This window comes from Pseudomonas sp. P4_B4, from assembly GCF_056402255.1.
Genome location: NZ_JBFUHS010000018.1, coordinates 1 through 19,238, shown reverse-complemented (window position 1 = coordinate 19,238; position 19,238 = coordinate 1). Strand labels below are relative to the sequence as shown.

The following is a 19,238-nucleotide window of genomic DNA, read 5'->3' as shown; positions in this document are numbered from 1 at the left end:
TGACTCCCTTTTATTGTTGTTCAACGACTCGACAGCAGGAATGTCCTCGCTGGTACAAAGCAGGGAGCAAGCGCCATGCCAATTTTTAAGTGATTGATATTTAATGGTTTAATAATAGTTGTTTGAATTAAGTGTTCATTCAGATGACATGTCTATACTGACATGTCGAAAATATGAACATAGGGACGCAGAGTGAATCCACAGCCGATGGCCTTCAGCGCGCAAGACCTCGATTACATCGCCGCAATCGGACCGGCGTCGTTGAACGAAGGACCGATCGCAGAGCTGGAACAGGCCTGGCTGGCGTGTCTGAGAGGGTGTATCGATCGACCTGCCGGGGTCAGGCAGGTGATTTGGGACTCCTGGTTGCGCAGCGTCAGTGCAGGCCTCAACCCTGAGGATGGTGCGTACCGGTTTGTCGCCCCCACCGATCTGGCCGCGACGCTGGCAGCCAATCGCGCGTTGATCGCAGCGGCAGCGGAGGTCATGCGCGGATTGCTGGCCTACAATCCCAGAGGTCATATCAATCTGACCGATGCCCAAGGAACGATGCTGTATTCCTGCGGCCTCGATCTCACACCGGTGGGCAGCCAACTGCTGGAGTCGGTGCAGGGCACCAACTGCACGGGGCTGGCGCTTGCCGAAGACCGATTGGTGTATGTGCTGGCCGAGGAAAACTTCGGGGTCGATCTGCGTCGGCGGCGCATGCATTGTGCCGCCGCGCCGATCCGGGATGCCCAGGGCCGGACACTGGCCATGCTGACCCTGACCGCAGAGCCCGGCTGGTTTCATTTCCATACTCTGGGCACCGTCCAGGCCGCAGCCGAAGCGGTTTCGCGGCAGATGGCGCTGCAGGCCTTGCTGGAAGAACAACAAACCGTGCTTGAAGTGCTGAACGAGGGACTGGTGGTGCTGGATGAGCGCGGCTGCATCAAGGCGCTCAACCGCTATGCCCGGCAATTGTTTCGCGTGGGCCTGGATTTGCTGGGCAGTCCGTTCCAGCGTCTGGGCCGGAGCGAACTGACCAATGAGGTTCTGCTGCGCGGCGGGGAAGGGCAGCAGTCTGAAGGGATAAGAGATCTGGATTGCACCTTTGAATTGCATGATCGCAGCCAGCTGGCGTGCCTGGTGTCCGTGTGCTCACTGGAACAAGGCGGGCGCATCGTTTCGCTGCGGGAGAACCGACGCATCCGGGAAATTACCCGGCGGATCATCGGCACTCAGGCCAGCTACACCTTCGAAACCATTCAGGGCACTTCGCGAGCCATTCAGGACGCGTTGCACTTGGGACGGATTGCCAGTCGCAGTGACTCGACCACACTGATCCTGGGCGAAAGCGGCACCGGCAAGGAGTTGTTCGCCCAGGCGATTCATAACGGCAGTGACCGCTGCAGTGGTCCGTTTGTGGCGGTCAATTGCGGGGCCATTCCGCGAGATTTGGTGCAGAGCGAACTGTTCGGGCATGTCGAGGGCGCCTTCACCGGATCGGCCCGTGGCGGTTCGGCTGGCAAGTTCGAATTGGCCGATGGCGGGACGATCTTCCTCGACGAAATCGGTGACATGTCTTTTGATGCCCAGGTCAGCCTGCTGCGCGTCTTGCAAGAAGGCGAGGTGACGCGGGTGGGCGCAAAGAAATCCCGGCAGGTGAATGTCCGCATCATCGCCGCCACCCACCGCAACTTGAGTCAGGCGGTGGCCGATGGTGCGTTCCGTGAGGATCTTTACTACCGGCTCAACGTACTGAATCTGACGGTTCCACCCCTGAGGATGCGCCGCGAGGATGTGCCCTTGCTGGCGCAACATTTTCTTGGTCGTTGCGCACGCTCGCTGCGCAAATCGGTGCAGGGCATCTCGCCGCAGGCGCTGGATATTCTTTGCGCCTACCACTGGCCAGGCAATGTTCGCGAGCTGGAAAACACCATTGAACGGGCGACCAATCTGGCAGTGACCGAACTGATTCAACCCGAAGACCTACCGCTCGAAATCAAGCAAAGACTGCGGCCTTCGGCGCCGGGAAACGTGCCTGAGCCTCGGGCGGCCATGGACCTCGGCACCCATGAAATGAACGCGATCATCACGGCCCTCAAGGATACCCGCGGCAACATCCGCCTGGCCGCCAAACAGCTGAACGTTTCCCGCGGCGGGCTGTACAACAAGATGAACCGGTTTGGGTTGAGTGCCGATGCGTTCCGCTCGGGACCCGAGCGCTGAGGGGTTAACCAAAAACGCCCTCGCCACAGGTTCAGCCTCGAGCGTTCTCGCAAGTCATGATCTGCAGTGGAATATGGATTCGATGCCGGACAGGATCGAAGTCCGGTGTGGTTTGCAGTTCGATCAGCAAGTCGACCAGCGCAGCCGCCAGCAATCGCGGCTGGGAGTCGATGACCAGGCTGATCAATCCCTGGGCCAGGGCTTGGCGCGACAGCTCGGTCGATTCCTGAAGAATGCTGCACAGCGACGGCTGCTTTGGTAGCTGCGACAGGGCACTGATGATGCCGTCGCCGCCACCGCCGACCACGCACAAACCCCGCAAGTCGTCATGTCGCGTCAGCAGTTCCAGAGTGGCCTCTTCGGTGACGTCACAGTTATCCAGGTTGATCACCGCTTCGAGTAGCTGCAACCCCGGTGCGTGCTCCGTCAGATAACTGCGCAGCCCCTCCACCCGCGCCTGGTGGCCGAGAAAACGGTGGCCGCCCAGCAGTACCCCGACGCTGCCTTTGTGGGCACCGCAGGTATGAGCCAGCAGCCAGCCCATGGTGCGTCCGACTACATGATTATCCTGACCGACATAAGGCTCATTTGCCGCCTCGTGGATGTCGGACAGCAGTGCGATCACTGGCACGCCCGCGGCCCTGATCTGAGCGATGGCGGCGTTGATCAGTGGGTGAGCGAAGCTGACCACCGCCAGGCCATCGCACTGCACTGCCAGTTGTTCGATCTGGGCAATGATGGCGCTGGGTGAGCGATCGAAGACGTACTCGAACTGGCAGATGAGGTTGGCGCCGGCCTGACGCTGTGCCGCCTCGGTGATGGCGGCGGCAACGTTGGCGTAGAACGCCTGGGCGGTGCCGAGCAACAGGATGCCGAAACGATAACTGGGGCGCCGTTCGCGGATCCGCTGGCCGATCAGCCTGGCCGCGAAATAACCAACCGCCTCGGCGGCCTGGAACACCTGCTCGGCGGTAGCCGGGTTCACCGGAGCCCTGGCATTGAGCACCCGGTCCACGGTGGCGACACTCAAACCGGCATGCTCGGCGACAGTGGCGATGGTTGGGCGTTTAGTGTTGTTCATGGCGAGCCCCCAGGCGCTTTGATAGAAAACTATCAAGCTGCAATGGGCCTGGATGATAGCTTGATAGGGAATGTATTCAAGGGCTTGAGGGTAATCTTTGTGCTCTCTATCTTTTCTCAAGCGATGTGATCCCGCATCGAAGCAAGTGCCTTAAACCATCAAGCTTGCGGAGAACAATAAAATGCCTGAACAACACGCAGCATCTGAAAACTCCGGTAAACCCGTGCCTCGGGATTATCGGTTGACGGGGCCCGAAGCCGCTAAAGCAGCGCAAAAAGGCCTGGTTTCGGCTAACTGGTATCAATCTCCCATTCCCCGTAAACGCATGAAGGAACTGATGCAGCGCCGCGATGGCCCGGCCTTGCGCGACACCGCGATCTGGCTGCTGGCGATGGTCGTCACCGGGTTCGGTGGTTACTGGTTCTGGGGCTCCTGGGCGTGCATTCCGTTCTTCTTCGCCTATGGGCTGCTCTACGGCACGGCGTCCAATGCCCGTTGGCACGAAACCGGTCACGGAACGGCATTCAAAACCCGCTGGATGAATGATGCGGTCTACCAGTTGTCGAGCTTCATGTTCATGTTCGAGCCCCATGTCTGGCGCTGGAGCCACGCCCGGCACCACACCGACACCATCATCGTCGGGCGCGACCCGGAGATCGTCGAGCCGCGCCCGCCGAGCCTGATCATGATGGTGCTGAGCCTGTTCAGGATGCCTTATGCAATCAAGACGATGTGGTCGGTCTGCCGGCATGCGTCCGGGCGAATGGCTGAAGAGGAGCAGACCTTCATCCCCGAGTCCGAGTGGCCCAAGGTCTTTACGGCGGCGCGCATCTGGCTGGTGATTTATGGGCTGACTCTGGCGGCGGCAGTGTATCTGCAGAGCTGGTTGCCGCTGATGTTTATCGGTTTGCCGACCCTGTACGGCGGCTGGCTGTCCTACCTGTTCGGCCTGACGCAGCATGTCGGCCTGGCCGAGGATGTGCTCGATCATCGCAGCAACTGCCGGACCATTTACATGAACCCGCTGCTGCGCTTTCTGTACCTCGACATGAATTATCATCTCGAGCATCACATGTACCCGATGGTGCCGTTTCATGCGCTGGCGCAGCTTCACGAAGAAATTCGTCACGACTGCCCGCCGCCGTACGCCAGCCTGTTCGAGGCCTTCAAAGAAATCCTTCCGACCATCTGGAAGCAGCGCAAAGACCCGACCCATTATGTCCGTCGCCCTTTGCCACAACGCGCAGCGCCGGCCGCCACCGCTCAGGTAGAGCCTGAAGCAACGCCGGCCTGACACCTTCCTGGCTGTACCACTACAAGAGAAAACGCCATGACCGATCAATGGATCGATGTCTGTGCCGTGGGCGAAATAAATGAAGAAGATGTCATTCGTTTCGACCATGGTCCGCACACCTATGCCGTCTACCGCTCGGCAGACGACGAGTTCTTCGCCACCGCAGGCCTGTGCACCCACGAGTCCATCCACCTCGCGGACGGCCTGGTGATGGAACATGTCATCGAGTGCCCCAAGCACAACGGACGTTTCGACTACCGCTCCGGCAAAGCCCTGGGTGCGCCGGTGTGCGTCAACCTCAAGACCTATCCGGTCCGGGTCGAGGCGGGGCGTGTCTTGCTCGCTATTTCGGTTTAACTGCTCGGAGTCTGTGCCATGAATCCTGCCAATGCTCCACTGGTCATCGTTGGCGCCGGGCATGCCGGTGGCCGCGCGGCCCTGACCCTGCGGTCCGAAGGTTATCGCGGTCGCCTGATCCTTATCGGCGACGAACTCCACCCGCCCTACGAACGTCCGCCGCTGTCCAAAGGGCTGTTACAGGGCACGGTTGAACTGGCGGGTTGCAGTTTGTGCGATAGCGCTCAACTTGCTGCACTGGACATCGAACACCTGGCCGCTAACCCGGTGAAAAACCTCGATCCGCAGCAGCATCGATTGCAGTTGGCCGACGGCAGTTGGTTGCATTACGCCCGTCTGTTGCTCGCGACCGGGGGCAGGGTGCGGCTGTTGCCCTCGGTGCCCGGGCATCTGCCCAACGTACTTTATCTGCGAACCCATGACGAGGCGGTCGCACTGCGCGATTCGCTGCGGCCAGGCGCCCGATTGGTGATCATCGGCGGTGGCTTTATCGGCCTCGAAGTCGCCGCCACCGCCCGTGCCCTGGGTTGCACGGTGACCTTGCTCGAAGCCGGGCCGCGCCTGGCGGGCCGCGTCCTGCCGGAGCGATTGTCCAGTGTCCTGTTGGAATTGCATCGCCGCCAGGGCGTGGATGTCCGGCTGAACGTGGCGATTGAAACGGTGCAGGGCTCCACCCGCGCTGAAGCGGTGCAATTGGTCGACGGCCAGTTGTTGCCCTGCGACCTGGTCGTGGTGGGCATCGGCATGCAACCCAACACCGAGTTGGCCATGGCCGCCGGGTTGGAGGTTGGTCAGGGCATTCGCGTCGATGCGCAGCTGCGCACCAGTGCGCCGGATATCTTTGCGGCAGGCGACGTCTGTGAATTTCGTCTGCACCCGCAAGGGGTTTTCCAGCGTCAGGAAACCTGGCGCAACGCCGAAACCCAGGGCCGTCACGCCGCTCTGAACCTGCTGGGGGGCGAGCAGCCCTTCGACGTCATTCCCGGTTTTTGGTCCGATCAGTACGACTGGGGGCTGCAAACCGTGGGCGTCATCGCCAACACTGAACCGACGGCGAGCCGGACAACCCCGGGGGGTGGTTTCCTGTTGTTCTACCTCGATGCCGAACAACGTCTGCTGGGGGCTTGCGGCTGGGGCCAGGGCAATAGCGTCGCCAAGGACATCAAGTTATGCGAACGGCTGATCGCCAACCATAACCCCCTCTCGGTGGTCGCTTTAGCCGATGCCGATGTATCGCTCAAACAATTGTCGAGGAACTGACATGCGCGAATTCCTGGTGTTTCAGTCCTTGTGGGCCATGCAAGATCACCGTGGCCAATGCGACCTTTCCATTGAAGCGCTACTGGAGAAAATCGCCGCCGCCGGTTTCGACGGCATCACCGACCATTTCTGGAAGGCGCCACAGGCTGCACGCCTGAGCGCCGCCGCCAAGGCGCAAGGCCTGCAAATCGAAGGTCAACTGTTCCCCCGGACCGTGGATGATCTGGCGGCCGCGCTCGATGTCGTTTCCCGCTACGGCTGCCACCACCTCACGTTGCAGGCCGACGTCCGGCCGCGCACGCTGGCGCAAGCCATCGAACTGATCGAAGGCTGGCAGCGTCTGGCCGAGCAGGTGGACTTTCCGATCCTGCTGGAAACCCACCGTTATCGCCTCACCAGCGACCTGTTGTTCACCCTCGACATTCTCGCGCAAATGCCTGACCTCAAACTGTTGGCCGACTTGTCCCACTACGTTGTGGGCCGGGAATTACCTGAGTCGGCCACGGCTGAAGACGACGAACAGATCCTCACCATCCTGCGCCACAGTTGGGGCTTTCACGGTCGGGTTGCCAACGGCGAACAGGTCCAGGTGGCCTTGAGCTTCGCCCAACATCGGCCCTGGCTGGACCGATTCCTGGGCTGGTGGCGCTACGGGATCGAGGATTGGCTGGCCCGCCCGAACACACCCGCCAGCCTGTCCTTCACCTGCGAACTCGGCCCGCCACCCTATGCGATCACGGGGGCTGATGGGCGTGACATCACGGATCGCTGGGAGGAGGCGTTGATCTTGAAGGCGCTGATCCGTGGGGTTTGGAGCGACTGCCGGATGCGATTGCCTTAGCGCAATGAGCGATAGGCAATGGGGTCGATGTAAGCCGACTGCAGGTCCCGCTCCGGGATCTCCCAGATGATTTGCCTTGGCGGCGTTTCTTTGAAGGCCGGGTTGTTGAGGTAGCTGTTTGCAGCGCCAGAGAACGCTCCGCCGTCTTTGGCGAAGTTACCTACGGGGGCGCCCAGTGCCTGCTGCAGAAACCCTGCGAAGTTGGCGTTGCGTGAGAATGAAGTGCACGATGAGTGCGGTGTCGGGGAGGTCGGCATTGCCAAAGAGGTCTGCCTCGGTGTCAGGGCTGGCGGCTGACGCAACGGGAAGTTCGTCGGTGCTGGTCTGGGCGACCATTTCGGCTGCGGGTTGCCATTTGAGCGGCAGCCAGTCGATGCCCGCCAGATGGACCAGATCGCCAGGTCGCACCGCGAGCGGGGCATGACTTTCGTTGAACGACCTGCGTGGCGTTGCACTGATGCCCAGGCTCTTCAGTCGCTGCGCGATAGCCTCGGCCGCGGCCTTCGCGCCGGATTCGCTCCAGTGCGTATCGGTGCGCAACCAGGCACTGGCCCCCAGTGGCGTGAGCGCACCGGTGAGGTCCAGATTCGACACGCCACCCGCATCCAGCTTCGAGGTCCAGGCCTGGATGCGCCCTTCGTGAGCGGCTGGGCGGTACAGTGCGCAAAGCTGCCCGGAAGCGATGCGGCTCTTGTCGGGAACGATGACCACCAGCAGGCTAATGTCTCGCTGGGAGAGTTGCTGCTTTAGATCAATCACTGCCTGGACCTTGGCATTGGCATCGGCATTGCGCTGCGCTTGGTGATTGATCTTGAGTTCATCGGCCAAAAACAGCCAGTCAGGACAACCCGAGCGAACCCTTGGCCCCGTGTCGCTAAGGAGCAGCCAACTGGCACCGCGCTCCAGCTCGGTGAGCGTGGTGGGAAAGTGAGCGTTCGACAGTTCCTTGGCGATCCGATGGGTGATATCGCCGTCAAGAATCTGCGTGGTCAGCACTTTATCGGGTAGCAGCGAGATCTGCCCTGAAACGAGCAGACGGCCAGTGGACAGCAGCCCGACGACCAGGAATATCAGCAGCGCTACGCCTGCCAACCGACTGCTGCGTGTCGTCGGATCATCTGGCTGAGTGGGGGGCGGGGTGTGCTTTGGGATCGTCATCAGAATTGGAAATACAGGAAGGGGACGGTTTCGCGACTGGCGATCAGTGCGAACGACAGCATGAAACCGGCGATGGGCCAAAGGGCGGCGGCGTAGAGCAAAAGGCCGCCCAGTCGTTTCTCACAGTAAGTGCGCAGCAGCGGTGCGACGACACCGAACACACCCAGCAAACCCGCAATGCCGTGTACCGGGCGCAGGGTCGTGGACAGTTCGTCACCGAGGGCGATGCCCTGCAGGCCGAACTGTCCGGCATACAGGCTCAGCGCGCTATGTAAGTCGGGGGCGCGGAACAGTGTCCAGGCCAGGCACACAAACAGCAGAGTCAGGCCATGGGACAGCACCGGCGGTACAGCGGGCAGGGTGGAGCGGTTCCAGGCACGATCAACGCATAACGCGAGGCCATGGGCGCAGCCCCACAGCAGATAGTCCAGCTATCGCCACCGTGCCAGAGGCCGGCAATGGCCATGGTCAGGAACAGGTTGCGGTAGGTTTTCCAGGTGCCGTTGCGATTGCCGCCCAGCGAAATATACAGATAGACGCGTAACCAGCTGGACAGCGACAGATGCCAGCGGCGCCAGAAGTCCTGGATGCTGTTGGCAAGATAAGGACGGTCGAAGTTCTCGGGAAAGTGGAAGCCCAGCATCAGGCCCAGACCAATGGCCATGGCGCTGTAGCCGGCGAAGTCGAAGAACAGTTGCAAGGAATAGGCAAGGCAGCCGACCCAGGCGTCAGAGAAGCTGGGGTTCTGTACATTGAACGCAACGTCGACCACCGGCGACAGGGTGTCGGCCACCAGGACCTTCATGCACATCCCGACCATGAAGCGGCGTGCGCCCAGCGAGAAATTCTGCCGGTTGAAGTAACGCTGATTCAGCTCGCGCCGAACCCAGTCATAGCGAATGATGGGGCCGGCGACCGAATGGCCGAACATCGAAATATAGGTGGCGTAGTTAATGAAGCTGCGTTCAACCGGCACGGTACGGCGATGTACATCCACCAGATAGGAAATCGCCTGCAAGACGATAAACGACAGCCCGGCGGGCATGACGACCCGCTGCCAGTCCAGGGGCATGGCGCCGTACCCGGTGACGGCATCGATTAAGGTGCCGGCAACGATGTTGGCGTACTTGTACCAGCACAGCACCGAGGTGTTGAGCACGATCAGCGTCGCGAGTAGCCGCACGCGGCCCTTGCCTTCTTCCCGCAGGGCGTCAATCAGCAAGCCGCCGACCCACGCCGTGATCGTCAGCACCACATGCACCGCGAGGAACCGTGGGCTCAGCCAGCCATAGAACAGCCAGCTGCCGATCAGTAGCGTGACGTTGCGCCAGGCCGCCGGGCACAGTGCATAGGCACACAGGAACAGCGGCAGGAACAACGTCAGAAACTCGAGAGAGGCAAAAGCCATGGTGGTGGCGCGATCCGATCAGTGAGCCAGGACGTCAGTCGCGAGCAGCAGGTATGGGCCGTTTGCGCCAGGTAGCAGCACAACGCTGTAGCGTTCGCCGGCCTTGAGCCGGCCCAGGTCAAGCGGCGCACCGACGTTGGTTTGGGCGCAGACCAATTGCACCGACAGGCTGACCGGGTTGATCGCTCGGCGTTGTACGCTGCCGTCGGCCACCTCCTTGAACAGGTCGGCGTTCTTCCACGCAGCGCGCAAACCGGCCTGGGTGCACGCTGGATCGGCGCTGATAAACGCCAGCGAGGCACTCAGGCTATTGAAGTCGTCGGGTTGCTCACGGATGACGACCTGGCGGATACCTTGAGCGCTGTCTGGCAAAGCGATCACGCTGGCGAATTCGCCGGCTGCCACCTGGATGTCCAGCGGCTGGCTTTTGCCGTTGAGTTCCAGGGTGCCCTTGATCGGCTGGTTGGCGGGCACGGGCAGGTAGTCGGACACGGCATTCGGTCCTTCCAGTTTGAGGCTTGTCCGAGAGCCTTCGGCCAGCAGCTGCAAGGGTCGGTCGGCAGCGTTGATAACACGCAGGAAGGCCGAGTCCTGATCCGGGCCCGTCGGGTACAGGGCAATGTCGGCGGCTTGGGCGTGCAGGCTCAGCATCAAGGGCGCGAACAGCGCCCAGCCACATGCGGATCGGGTCATTTGCCGGCTCCTGTACTGCTGACGGTGTCGGCGGGTTCCATTTGAAAATCGGGCATAGCGACTCCTCCCCCGTCGTTCACCTGCAGGCTCAATATTAATTTTGTTCGGGGTCGTGTTCGGGACACATGGCGCTGCGCTGGGTAAAGTCATGACCGCTTGCCTGGCCAGGTGTGTTTCACCTGGGCATCCACCCAAAGCGATGCCCTGACGCCTCCATTGCATGCGCCGCCCTCCGTGACTGGATGCGACAGGCGGAGGCTCCAGGTTTTGGTGTTCAGCTATGCTTTCAGCACTTTGTTCAAGAAATGGATTTCACCATGAGCAGCGTAAGAAAGCCGACACAGCGAGAAATCTCCGATGCCTTGGAACTTAGCGAAAGCGAGGTCGCGCTGTACGTTGCAGACGTAGAGGAAAAGGCCGATGGGTCGGGGCACTGGATTTTTTTCAGTTTGTTAACGCCTAACGACGTACTGTTCTGGCTCAGGGTCGGTAACAACCTGAGACTTGAAACAGATGCCATAAACCTCCTCTGGACAAAACAATCACCGAGTATCGCTCGGTAGGTCTCCGGGATCGCGCTTTAACTCCGCCAGGCTCTTGTCCTTAAATGCTCGCGACAACTTTTTGCTTGTCTCATAAGGTGTCGTGACATTCCCTTGCATCCATGCCGCTGTATCGTAGTCTGAATTGATCAGGTTGATCAGCAGCCGTTGGTGAATGTCCTGCTGGTTGTTGATGCCATGTTCTTTCATCACCCGCTGAGGTCCGGTTTGAACATGCTGGCAACTTCAAGCGTGAATTTTTCGATGCCCGGCGCGGCGTTTTTTGGCTGCTTCCTTCTATCGCTTCCTGCGCTATCAGATGGCTTGCTCCGTCAGCTCCTGCTGTTTTGCAGCCCAAGCGGAGTAACTTGCGATGGACTGGCGCGGGCCCAAGGAATTGGCGCTATCACCGGCGGCGATCAAGGACTGATCGCCTTGATCGCGAGCCATTGCTTCGTGAAAGAGGTCTCAGCCATGAATCAGAGACTTAAAGCTCATTCAGAGTTTATTATTTGGATAAGGCAGTAACCACGACTTCTTACTGAACGGAGGAGGTTGTCGCCTTTAGTGATCTTCTTGAATTTCGCTTGCAGTCTACTGAGGCACATGGGCAATCCTTTGTAATTATAAGGGTCTTTATTTAACTTCATAAGGATTTCCTCGTTGCTGATAACGCGCTCCTCGCTGCTTGTTAATAAGTCAAGCACTGCGCATTCCATGCGAGTTAAATTGATAATCGTTAGATTGTTAGAAAGCAGGCGTTGGGGTTTGTTGAACACCCAGGTTTGTAACTTTGGCATATTGATGCGATCAGATACACGCGTAGAACCGCGCTGGTCGATCCAGGCAGCAACCTCATCGATAGTATGTTCGAGGGCAATAAAGTCTTCGTCGGAAGGATTGAGCGGGGCGGGGGTAAGATCGTTTGGCATCGCGCTTTCTCCATGCACAAGAAAAGCGTAGCACCAAGAAGTGCGCCCACTGTAAGTAGTGCGCGAAAAAAAACCGCAAGGGCGGACTTAAAGGGGTCGAGGACCACTGAAGGATGCCAGTGATTGCCGAGCAAGGTCTTCAGCATTCGGTGAGTCACTGCTGCCGCCAACTCTGCCGACTGGCGTACAAACAAGTGGCTGACCGTCACCAGTTCAGGCCGTAGCACTGCCACGTCGCCGCTTTCCTGCTTGGAAAAGTCCAGAGTGAAACTCTCGAAACTCTCGAAGCTTTCAAGAAGTATGAAAAAGAAGATGGGGAGCCAGGGGGGGGCACTCCGCCCCGACCCCTTTTTATTTTGAGTGTTCGGCTGGCATCCTTGGCAGTCAGCGACTCGAGATCTTTGAAAAAATACCGCGTCGCGTTGAATCAGTCTCGCTGATCAGGACGGCTACTCCAGTAGCATTAGTTGGCCAACATCACCCGCTTGAATTTTGCTTTCGAAAGCTGCGACCCGTAATTTCTAAGTGGAGTTTCCACAAATTGGTAGGAAAACTCTGCAGTCACTCCAGTTAGTGCTAGCGCTATGAGGACGGCAAATATTTTATCGGTTTCAAGTGTGAGATCCGTATACCCTGACTGAAGGCATATTTCTCTTACAATTGCAAATATGGGGTTGTGAACAAGATAAATGGAGTAAGAGCGCGATCCGATGTAAATGGCGATCTTTCGGAGGCGGCCATGTGAGCCCGTAAGGTTTAGATTTCCCGAACACAGAAGCACAACCAGGCTTGAAGTGATCGCGACAAGTCCCATGTAGTAGGGGGTCCAGCCGATTTTTGCTGTGATGATGGGTAGGGGGATGCAGATCAATAATGCAAGTTGTAATGTTTTTTTCTTGTTGGCAGAGAAAATACTTGATATCCGCTGTGGGTAGTAATGCCAGGCCAACGCGATTAGGGTGCCGTAAAGCAATGCGTCACTTCGAATAAACCAAAGCAATGTACCCCACGGACGTATCTGCGTGGAATGGTAAATTGCCACTGCAAGAAAAGGGATGATCAATAATTTGCGATTAGGGACGAAGAACAGAATGATGGGGAGAATTACATAGAACTGTTCTTCTAGCGACAAGCTCCAGTAGTGCCATAGTGGAGTTACGCTGTTTGAGTTTTTAGTGTACCAGATGTATATATTTTGGATATTCAACATGCCGAATGTCCAGGAATTTACCATGTTCTCTTGTGAGCCAAATGTCCTGGAGACGTCAAAGGTAAATGAAATTGCCAGCGTTATGGTCGACCAGAAGATCGCTGCGGGCCACAATCGAAACAACCGCCTTGTCCAAAAAGATCCGGCAAAACGCAGGAACTGATCTTGCTGGTTCAATGCTTTTATCAATGATGTCGTTATAAGGAATCCGGAAATGCAGAAGAATAAATCTACCCCTCCACCCAGCCAGAAATAGGTAGTCCATTTAAACCAATCCGGATTTAAAAGACCGAGATGGGCAACGAAAGTAATAGCGATGGCATAGGCTCGCAACACCTCGATGTCCAGATTCTTTGTTTCGCTAACGGAGGGTGTCATGCGCTACCTGCGAATCAAGAAGGTTTTATTTTTTTCGGCGCGCGATTCTATAAGCTAAGCCATGCGCTGTCGATAAGTCGGTGGCCAGTCGTTTTTCTTCAGGACGATCCACATTCGAAGCGATGCGGACTTGAGCATCACACCGCAGTAATTGCTGCAAATCTTCCCCCGTGGCCGGCGACTGATTCGGCTTTTTACGCCCGCTCTAAACCCGCCTGTTCCCGATTTCAGCATGGTGTCGCCAGGCGCGTAGTCGTGCGTGCACCATGACATCAAGGATGTACGCAGTGTTACGGGGGGCGACTCCCCCCAAGAAATATTACTTTTTCGTCGATTTACTGCTGGAAGGAATATGCAGGTAAGACATCACACTCTCGGTCAGCTCTGTCGCCAGCTTGACGGCTTCTTTATTGCGAGCCATCACACCCGCCACCAATCCTTCGATCAATGCGAGCACGGCGATGTTGGAGCTGGTCAATACTGGATGGTCGGCGGGGGCAAATAGCACGTGTTCGGCAATGCTGGTGAGAGGCGATGCGGGTGAGTCGGTGATTGCCAGCACCGAGGCGCCGCGCTCATTGGCAAAACGTGCGAGTTGCAGGGTGTCGAGGGAATAGCGCGGCAGGGAGATCGCCAGCAATACATCCTGATCGGTGATTGCGGCCAGACGGTAAGCGGCGTTTTCGTTGCCGCCTTCCATGCTGATGGCGGTGGCGTCCGCACAGAAGGGCATCAGGGTCGAGGCGGCCAGACCGGCGAAGTAGACGCTGTTGCCAAAGCCGAGGATGTAGATTTTACGCGCTTCGGTCAGGCGGGTGACGAACGCTTCAAAGGCATCTTCATGGTTGTTGGTCGCCGCCGTGGCGAGGTTGCTGCTGGCGCTCTGGATTTGCTCATGCAGGCCAAACGCGCCGCCCGGGCGATGGGCAAGTTCGTTGCGCAGCTTGTCGACCGGCGACACCATTTGCTGCAACGTTGCGACCAGCTCGGCCTTCATGCCGCTGTAACCACCGAGGTTCAGCGCTTTGGCCAGGCGGTTGACGGCGGCGGGTGAGGTCAATGTTTCGTGAGCCATCTCCTCGATGGTCAGCGTCGCGGCTTTGAGCGGGTGACGCAGGATAAAGTCCGCCACCTTGCGCAGTGACGGCGGTAGTTCGGAAACGATTTCCGTCAGTTTGCGCATGACCGGCGCGGCATAGACAGTGGTGTCTTTCGATGGGGTTGGCATATCCGGCTCAACATTTCCTGAAGGTGAGAGAAGGGCTGTGCCTGATGCCCTGACAAGGTTGGCTGGAGTGTATCCGAAGCCAACCTTGTCAGGGCAGCGCCGAGCAGTGGGCGGCGCTCTTACTTCAAACTCCCGGCCAGAAACTGCTGGAGGCGTTCGGACCGCGGGTTGACCAGCACTTCACGCGGATTGCCGCGCTCTTCGACCAGCCCCTTGTGCAGAAACACCAGTTGATTGGAAACCTCGCGGGCAAAGCCCATTTCGTGGGTCACGACCACCATGGTGCGACCTTCGAGTGCGAGATCCTGCATGACTTTAAGTACTTCGCCGACCAGTTCGGGGTCGAGTGCCGAAGTCGGTTCATCGAACAGCATCACTTCAGGTTCCATGGCCAGTGCACGGGCAATCGCCACGCGCTGCTGCTCACCACCGGACATATGCGCCGGCCAGGCGTCCATGCGGTGCGCCACGCCGACTTTGTTCAGGTAGTGCTCGGCTTTTTCCCGGGCTTCTTTCTTGTTAATGCCCAGCACATGCACCGGAGCTTCCATGACGTTTTCAAGGGCGCTCATGTGCGACCAGAGGTTGAAGTGCTGAAACACCATCGATAGCCGCGAACGCATGCGCTGCAGCTGCCTGGGTTCGGCAGCCTTGAGCCCGCCGAGTTTATTGGTCACCAGTTTGAGCTGTTCGCCATTGAGTACGATGTTGCCAGCGTTGGGCTGCTCCAGCAGGTTGATGCAACGCAGGAAGGTGCTTTTGCCAGAACCACTGGAGCCGATAATACTGATGACGTCACCGGCTTTCGCTTCCAGGGACACGCCCTTGAGCACTTCGTGGGCGCCGTAGCTTTTGTGAAGATCCTGAATTTCAAGTTTGTACATGGTTTCAACTCTCTGGAGTCAGTCGCTGAGCAAGCGGCCTTGGCGAATGGCGGTACTGCCGGCCACTTTGGCGAGCCACAAACCGGGCTGGGCAAAGCGCAGACGTTCACGGGCATAAAGGATGCCGTCAGTGCTGGCGTGCACCACGCTGTGCTGATCGGTCAGCGGATCAATCACTTCGAAGAGTGGATCGCCGACCTTGACGTGGGCACCCAACGGTTGCAGATAACTGACCACCCCCGGGTGCGGCGCATAGGCATACTGCGCGCCGGCGAACGGTGTCGCTTCACAACGGCTCGGTGGCGCGGCAGGCCAGTCTCCGTTGATCAGGCCTTGCTCGGCGAGATAGCCGAGAATGGCTTGTGCACTGTCGACGCATTGCTCGCGCTCGGTGTCGGCCATGCCGCGCAATTCAATCGTGGTGGCCACGCACGCCAGCGGAATACTGGCTTGCGCAAAGCGCTCGGCCAGGTGCAGCCAGGGGATTGCGCAGGCTTCATCGAAGGCGTTGCCTCCCGCGGCCTCGGCCAGCAGGGCCACGCCGGCGCCGAGGCGGGCGGCCAATGAGCGCAAGCGTGGCCAGTTTTGCGGCATGGCATACAGCAGCATGATCGACTCGAAGTCGCAGTGCAGGTCCAGTACTACATCGGCATCACAGGCATGCTGCATCAACAGACGCCGCAAGCCATCGAGTTCCGATGTCGGTGTCGGCATGTTTGTGAGGGCATCGATCATGGCGCGGCGGATCAGTGCGATGTTGGCGTTGGCATCGTCGCCCAGTTGACCTTCCAGTTGCTGCGCCACGACCTCGGCGAGCTCCGGGAAGTCGCGATTGAAGTTCTTCCCGCTGGAGAATTCAAAGCGCCCCTGATGGGTGGCCTGGAACATCTGGGCGATACCAATCGGATTGGCCATCGGCACCAGCTCGATCACTCCGCTCAGGCGACCTTGCTCTTCCAGTTCTTGCAGACGGCGCTTGAGTTCGACAGCGACGCGCATCCCCGGCAGCTCATCGGCATGCAGGGATGCCTGGATGTAGGCCTTGCGCGTCCCGCTACCAAAACGAAACAGCGACAACTTTCGTTCTGTGCCCGATGCACTCCACGGCAAAAGGTATTGAATGTGCTTCATAAAGCTCCTTAGTGCTTGCGCGGTGCCAGATAGGCCAGCCAGCGGCGCTCGGCCAGCTTGAACAGACGAACCAGGATGAAGGTCAGGGCCAGGTAGATGAGGCCGGCAGTGATGAACGCCTCGAACGGCAGATAGAAACGCGAACTGACGGTTCGCGCGGCTCCGGTGATATCCACCAGCGTGACGATGGACGCCAGGCTGGTGGTCTGCAGCATCATCAGCACTTCGTTGCTGTACTGCGGCAGCGCCCGGCGCAAGGCCGACGGCAGGAGGATGCGGCGGTACAAGGTCAGGCGCGACATGCCCATGGCTTTGGCGGCTTCGATCTCGCCGTGGGCCGTGGCCTTCAAACTGCCGGCCAGGAGTTCCGCACTATAGGCGCTGGTATTGATTGCGAAAGCCAGGCAGGCACAAAAGGTGGCGCTGGACAGATATGGCCAGAACGCGCTTTGGCGTACCGCTTCGAACTGCGCCAACCCGTAGTAGATCAGGAACAATTGCACCAGCATCGGGGTGCCGCGAATCACGTAGGTGTAGAGCCAGGCCGGGAAGTTGATCAGCGGTGATCGGGATACGCGCATCAGCGCTATGGGAACCGCGAGCACCAGGCCGGCGGCCAAGGAAATCAGCAGCACCTTCAGGGTCACCCATGCGCCGTTGAAATACAGCGGCAGGTTTTCCCAGATCAGGTTGTAGTCGAGAATCATGGGTGTGCTCCTTGTCACAGTTCGGCGGCTTTGATGCCGACCGAGTAGTGTTTTTCCAGATAGCGCAGCACCAGCAATGACACGCTGGTCAGCATCAAGTAGAGCGCGGCAACCGCGAGGAAAAACGTGAACGGCTCATGGGTGGCGTCCGCTGCGTTTTTGGCTTTGAACATCATGTCCTGCAAACCGATCACCGAGATCAGCGCGGTGGATTTGGTCAGCACCAACCAGTTGTTGGTGAACCCGGGAATGGCGAAACGAATCATCTGCGGCACCAGAATTCGCCAGAACACCTGGGCGCCATTCATGCCATAGGCCGCGCCAGCCTCGCCCTGACCTTTAGGGATCGCCATGAAGGCGCCACGAAAGGTCTCCGAGAGATAGGCACCGAAAATGAAACCCATGGTGCAGACGCCTGCGATGAAGGGATTGATGTCGATGTACTGGGTGTAACCGAGTGCGAGGGCAATGCGGTTCATCAGATCCTGGCCGCCGTAGAAGATCAGCAGGATCAACACCAGGTCAGGAATACCGCGAATCAGGGTTGTATAACCTTCGCCCAGGACCGCCAGCCATTTAAACGGCGACAAACGAAAGGCCGCGCCGATCAGTCCCAGGGAAATGGCCATGGTCATGGAGGTCAGGGCCAGATTAATGGTCAGCCAGGCGCCATCGAGAATGCTCGATCCGTAGCCGTGGAGCATGATGAAATTCCTCAAGCGAGCGCCGGGAGGCGCGCGAGACAAGCCAAAAGCGGCGCCCGCAAGGGGCCGGCGCCAGGGTTTCGGAGTAAGGCTTATTCGCCGTAGATATCGAAGGCGAAGTACTTGCCCATCACTTGCTGGTACTTGCCATTGGCGCGGATCGCGTCAATCGCTGCACTCAGGCGTGCAGCGTTCGCACTGTCGCCTTTTCGCACCGCGATCCCGGCGCCTCTGCCGAAGTATTTCGGATCGTTGATGTCTGGTCCTGCCAGCACGAAACCTTTACCTAATGGTGTTTTGATAAAGCTCTCATCGGTGTTGACGATGTCTGCAAGCGTGGCGTCCAGACGACCCGACGCCAGATCGAGGAAGGCTTCATTTTGCGAGGAGTAGCGCACGACCTCGACACCGGCTTTCTCAAGCTGCTCGGTGGCGAAACGGTCATAGGTCGAGGAGCGTTGCACGCCGAGTTTCTTGCCTTTGAGATCGACCAGCGGGTCGTTGATCACGTTGCCGGACTTCATCGCGAACTTGCCCGGCGTGTGGTAGTACTTTTTGCTGAAATCGACCGACTTCATACGGTCTTCAGTGATCGACATCGACGACAGAACAGCATCGATCTTGCGCACTTTCAACGACGGGATCATGCCGTCGAATTCCTGGATGACCCACTCGCATTTGACCTTCATCTCTTCGCACAGAGCGTTGCCAATGTCGTAATCGAAGCCACTGACGTTGCCCTCTGGCGTCTTGAAGGAGAAGGGTGGGTAGGCGGCTTCGATACCGATACGCAGGCTGTCGTCGTCGGCGTGTGCCAGCAAGCTTGCGACGCACAGTGCCAGAGCACCTAGAAGTTCTGTCTTGTACATATTGTTGACTCCTTGGATGGGACGTTTGGGTGGTAGGGAGGGCTGCCGTCCGGTCTGGCAATGTGGACTGTCCCGATGATTCACGAGGGTATAAATGACATAATAAAAATCATAAATCAATCATAGTGAAAAAAAACATATCAAAACGAGGCGGCATGCAGGGTACTGGTGGACAGTAACCCCACCTATGCCACCGAACCTTTGAACAAAAAACGGGCGCCGATAAGGCGCCCGTTTTTTCATTCCGGTATCAAGGTTTTTGCGCTGTCGGGATAAGCTCACACTGGATTCTGGTCCAGCCCGGCATACCTGTCGTTCAGTGCAACTATAAGAAAATGCCAGCCAGGCTG

17 protein-coding genes and 2 pseudogenes are annotated in these 19,238 nt (G+C 58.4%); 7 read left to right on the top strand and 12 right to left on the bottom strand.

Features of this window, described 5'->3' with window-relative positions; genetic code table 11:
- The first annotated feature begins 207 nt into the window (after positions 1–207).
- Positions 208–2,211, top strand: a complete 2,004-nt coding sequence (locus AC1DVE_RS19205; RefSeq protein ID WP_223533720.1) for a sigma-54 interaction domain-containing protein — start codon at positions 208–210, stop codon at positions 2,209–2,211.
- A 31-nt stretch (positions 2,212–2,242) separates the two neighbouring features.
- On the opposite strand, the gene AC1DVE_RS19200 is transcribed toward AC1DVE_RS19205, so the two are convergent.
- On the bottom strand, positions 2,243–3,292 hold the full coding sequence (locus tag AC1DVE_RS19200; protein ID WP_477784131.1) for a substrate-binding domain-containing protein: 1,050 nt from the start codon (positions 3,290–3,292) through the stop codon (positions 2,243–2,245).
- Between the two features lie 181 nt (positions 3,293–3,473).
- On the opposite strand from AC1DVE_RS19200, the gene AC1DVE_RS19195 reads away from it, so the two are divergent.
- Genes AC1DVE_RS19195 through AC1DVE_RS19180 form a run of 4 tightly spaced genes read left to right on the top strand, consistent with a single transcriptional unit; the run spans position 3,474 to position 7,044 of the window.
- The gene (locus AC1DVE_RS19195; RefSeq protein WP_223459440.1) at positions 3,474–4,586 is read left to right on the top strand and encodes a fatty acid desaturase family protein; all 1,113 of its coding nucleotides are present in this window, start codon (positions 3,474–3,476) and stop codon (positions 4,584–4,586) included.
- A gap of 36 nt (positions 4,587–4,622) precedes the next feature.
- The gene (locus AC1DVE_RS19190) at positions 4,623–4,943 is read left to right on the top strand and encodes a MocE family 2Fe-2S type ferredoxin (RefSeq protein WP_007991153.1); all 321 of its coding nucleotides are present in this window, start codon (positions 4,623–4,625) and stop codon (positions 4,941–4,943) included.
- Positions 4,944–4,961: 18 nt separating this feature from the next.
- Entirely contained in the window at positions 4,962–6,203 is a 1,242-nt protein-coding gene (locus AC1DVE_RS19185) for an NAD(P)/FAD-dependent oxidoreductase (RefSeq protein ID WP_223533716.1), read from the top strand.
- Between the two features lies 1 nt (position 6,204).
- Complete coding sequence (locus AC1DVE_RS19180; protein WP_223459437.1) at positions 6,205–7,044, top strand: sugar phosphate isomerase/epimerase; 840 nt, start codon at positions 6,205–6,207, stop codon at positions 7,042–7,044.
- Here the strand turns inward: AC1DVE_RS19180 and AC1DVE_RS19175 are convergent.
- The 3 genes and pseudogenes from AC1DVE_RS19175 to AC1DVE_RS19165 form a co-directional block, all read right to left on the bottom strand.
- Positions 7,041–8,202 (bottom strand): annotated as a pseudogene (locus AC1DVE_RS19175) (alginate O-acetyltransferase AlgX-related protein). The gene AC1DVE_RS19180 and the pseudogene AC1DVE_RS19175 sit on opposite strands and share 4 nt — an antisense overlap.
- Positions 8,202–9,610: pseudogene (locus AC1DVE_RS19170) on the bottom strand (MBOAT family O-acyltransferase). The pseudogenes AC1DVE_RS19175 and AC1DVE_RS19170 overlap by 1 nt, the downstream one beginning before the upstream one ends.
- An 18-nt stretch (positions 9,611–9,628) precedes the next feature.
- Positions 9,629–10,303 carry an alginate O-acetyltransferase AlgF gene (locus AC1DVE_RS19165; protein ID WP_223533717.1) on the bottom strand — a complete coding sequence of 225 codons (675 nt, stop codon included), beginning with the start codon at positions 10,301–10,303 and terminating at the stop codon, positions 9,629–9,631.
- Between the two features lie 317 nt (positions 10,304–10,620).
- Between AC1DVE_RS19165 and AC1DVE_RS19160 the strand changes: the two genes are divergently transcribed.
- On the top strand, positions 10,621–10,866 hold the full coding sequence (locus AC1DVE_RS19160; protein ID WP_223459432.1) for a hypothetical protein: 246 nt from the start codon (positions 10,621–10,623) through the stop codon (positions 10,864–10,866).
- Between the two features lie 150 nt (positions 10,867–11,016).
- Complete coding sequence (locus AC1DVE_RS19155) at positions 11,017–11,373, top strand: hypothetical protein (RefSeq protein WP_317850430.1); 357 nt, start codon at positions 11,017–11,019, stop codon at positions 11,371–11,373.
- Here AC1DVE_RS19155 and AC1DVE_RS19150 read toward each other — a convergent pair.
- The 8 genes from AC1DVE_RS19150 to AC1DVE_RS19115 all read right to left on the bottom strand — a co-directional run bounded on the left by AC1DVE_RS19150 (position 11,340) and on the right by AC1DVE_RS19115 (position 18,888).
- The gene (locus AC1DVE_RS19150) at positions 11,340–11,777 is read right to left on the bottom strand and encodes a winged helix-turn-helix domain-containing protein (RefSeq protein WP_223459430.1); all 438 of its coding nucleotides are present in this window, start codon (positions 11,775–11,777) and stop codon (positions 11,340–11,342) included. The genes AC1DVE_RS19155 and AC1DVE_RS19150 overlap by 34 nt on opposite strands.
- Before the next feature lie 463 nt (positions 11,778–12,240).
- Positions 12,241–13,365, bottom strand: coding sequence for an acyltransferase family protein (locus AC1DVE_RS19145; RefSeq protein ID WP_223459428.1), 1,125 nt, complete (start codon positions 13,363–13,365; stop codon positions 12,241–12,243).
- Between the two features lie 319 nt (positions 13,366–13,684).
- Positions 13,685–14,593, bottom strand: coding sequence for a MurR/RpiR family transcriptional regulator (locus tag AC1DVE_RS19140; protein WP_223459427.1), 909 nt, complete (start codon positions 14,591–14,593; stop codon positions 13,685–13,687).
- Between the two features lie 119 nt (positions 14,594–14,712).
- Positions 14,713–15,477: an ABC transporter ATP-binding protein gene (locus tag AC1DVE_RS19135; protein ID WP_223459424.1), complete on the bottom strand. Its 765-nt coding sequence runs from the start codon at positions 15,475–15,477 to the stop codon at positions 14,713–14,715.
- Positions 15,478–15,495: 18 nt separating this feature from the next.
- Positions 15,496–16,608 (bottom strand): succinylglutamate desuccinylase/aspartoacylase family protein, encoded by a 1,113-nt coding sequence (locus AC1DVE_RS19130; RefSeq protein WP_223459422.1) that lies wholly within the window; start codon positions 16,606–16,608, stop codon positions 15,496–15,498.
- An 8-nt stretch (positions 16,609–16,616) separates the two neighbouring features.
- Positions 16,617–17,315 (bottom strand): ABC transporter permease, encoded by a 699-nt coding sequence (locus tag AC1DVE_RS19125; protein ID WP_223459420.1) that lies wholly within the window; start codon positions 17,313–17,315, stop codon positions 16,617–16,619.
- 14 nt (positions 17,316–17,329) lie between these two features.
- A complete protein-coding gene (locus AC1DVE_RS19120) occupies positions 17,330–18,019 on the bottom strand; it encodes an ABC transporter permease (RefSeq protein WP_223533718.1) in 690 nt (229 codons plus the stop codon).
- Between the two features lie 92 nt (positions 18,020–18,111).
- Entirely contained in the window at positions 18,112–18,888 is a 777-nt protein-coding gene (locus AC1DVE_RS19115; protein ID WP_223459416.1) for an ABC transporter substrate-binding protein, read from the bottom strand.
- Positions 18,889–19,238: the final 350 nt, after the last annotated feature.

Bases quoted from the DNA above. Each gene is read 5' to 3' on its own strand.
- AC1DVE_RS19205 (WP_223533720.1), top strand. From the start codon at position 208: ATGGCCTTCAGCGCGCAAGACCTCGATTACATCGCCGCAATCGGACCG.
- AC1DVE_RS19200 (WP_477784131.1), bottom strand. From the start codon at position 3,292: ATGAACAACACTAAACGCCCAACCATCGCCACTGTCGCCGAGCATGCC.
- AC1DVE_RS19195 (WP_223459440.1), top strand. From the start codon at position 3,474: ATGCCTGAACAACACGCAGCATCTGAAAACTCCGGTAAACCCGTGCCT.
- AC1DVE_RS19190 (WP_007991153.1), top strand. From the start codon at position 4,623: ATGACCGATCAATGGATCGATGTCTGTGCCGTGGGCGAAATAAATGAA.
- AC1DVE_RS19185 (WP_223533716.1), top strand. From the start codon at position 4,962: ATGAATCCTGCCAATGCTCCACTGGTCATCGTTGGCGCCGGGCATGCC.
- AC1DVE_RS19180 (WP_223459437.1), top strand. From the start codon at position 6,205: ATGCGCGAATTCCTGGTGTTTCAGTCCTTGTGGGCCATGCAAGATCAC.
- AC1DVE_RS19165 (WP_223533717.1), bottom strand. From the start codon at position 10,303: ATGACCCGATCCGCATGTGGCTGGGCGCTGTTCGCGCCCTTGATGCTG.
- AC1DVE_RS19160 (WP_223459432.1), top strand. From the start codon at position 10,621: ATGAGCAGCGTAAGAAAGCCGACACAGCGAGAAATCTCCGATGCCTTG.
- AC1DVE_RS19150 (WP_223459430.1), bottom strand. From the start codon at position 11,777: ATGCCAAACGATCTTACCCCCGCCCCGCTCAATCCTTCCGACGAAGAC.
- AC1DVE_RS19145 (WP_223459428.1), bottom strand. From the start codon at position 13,365: ATGACACCCTCCGTTAGCGAAACAAAGAATCTGGACATCGAGGTGTTG.
- AC1DVE_RS19140 (WP_223459427.1), bottom strand. From the start codon at position 14,593: ATGCCAACCCCATCGAAAGACACCACTGTCTATGCCGCGCCGGTCATG.
- AC1DVE_RS19135 (WP_223459424.1), bottom strand. From the start codon at position 15,477: ATGTACAAACTTGAAATTCAGGATCTTCACAAAAGCTACGGCGCCCAC.
- AC1DVE_RS19130 (WP_223459422.1), bottom strand. From the start codon at position 16,608: ATGAAGCACATTCAATACCTTTTGCCGTGGAGTGCATCGGGCACAGAA.
- AC1DVE_RS19125 (WP_223459420.1), bottom strand. From the start codon at position 17,315: ATGATTCTCGACTACAACCTGATCTGGGAAAACCTGCCGCTGTATTTC.
- AC1DVE_RS19120 (WP_223533718.1), bottom strand. From the start codon at position 18,019: ATGCTCCACGGCTACGGATCGAGCATTCTCGATGGCGCCTGGCTGACC.
- AC1DVE_RS19115 (WP_223459416.1), bottom strand. From the start codon at position 18,888: ATGTACAAGACAGAACTTCTAGGTGCTCTGGCACTGTGCGTCGCAAGC.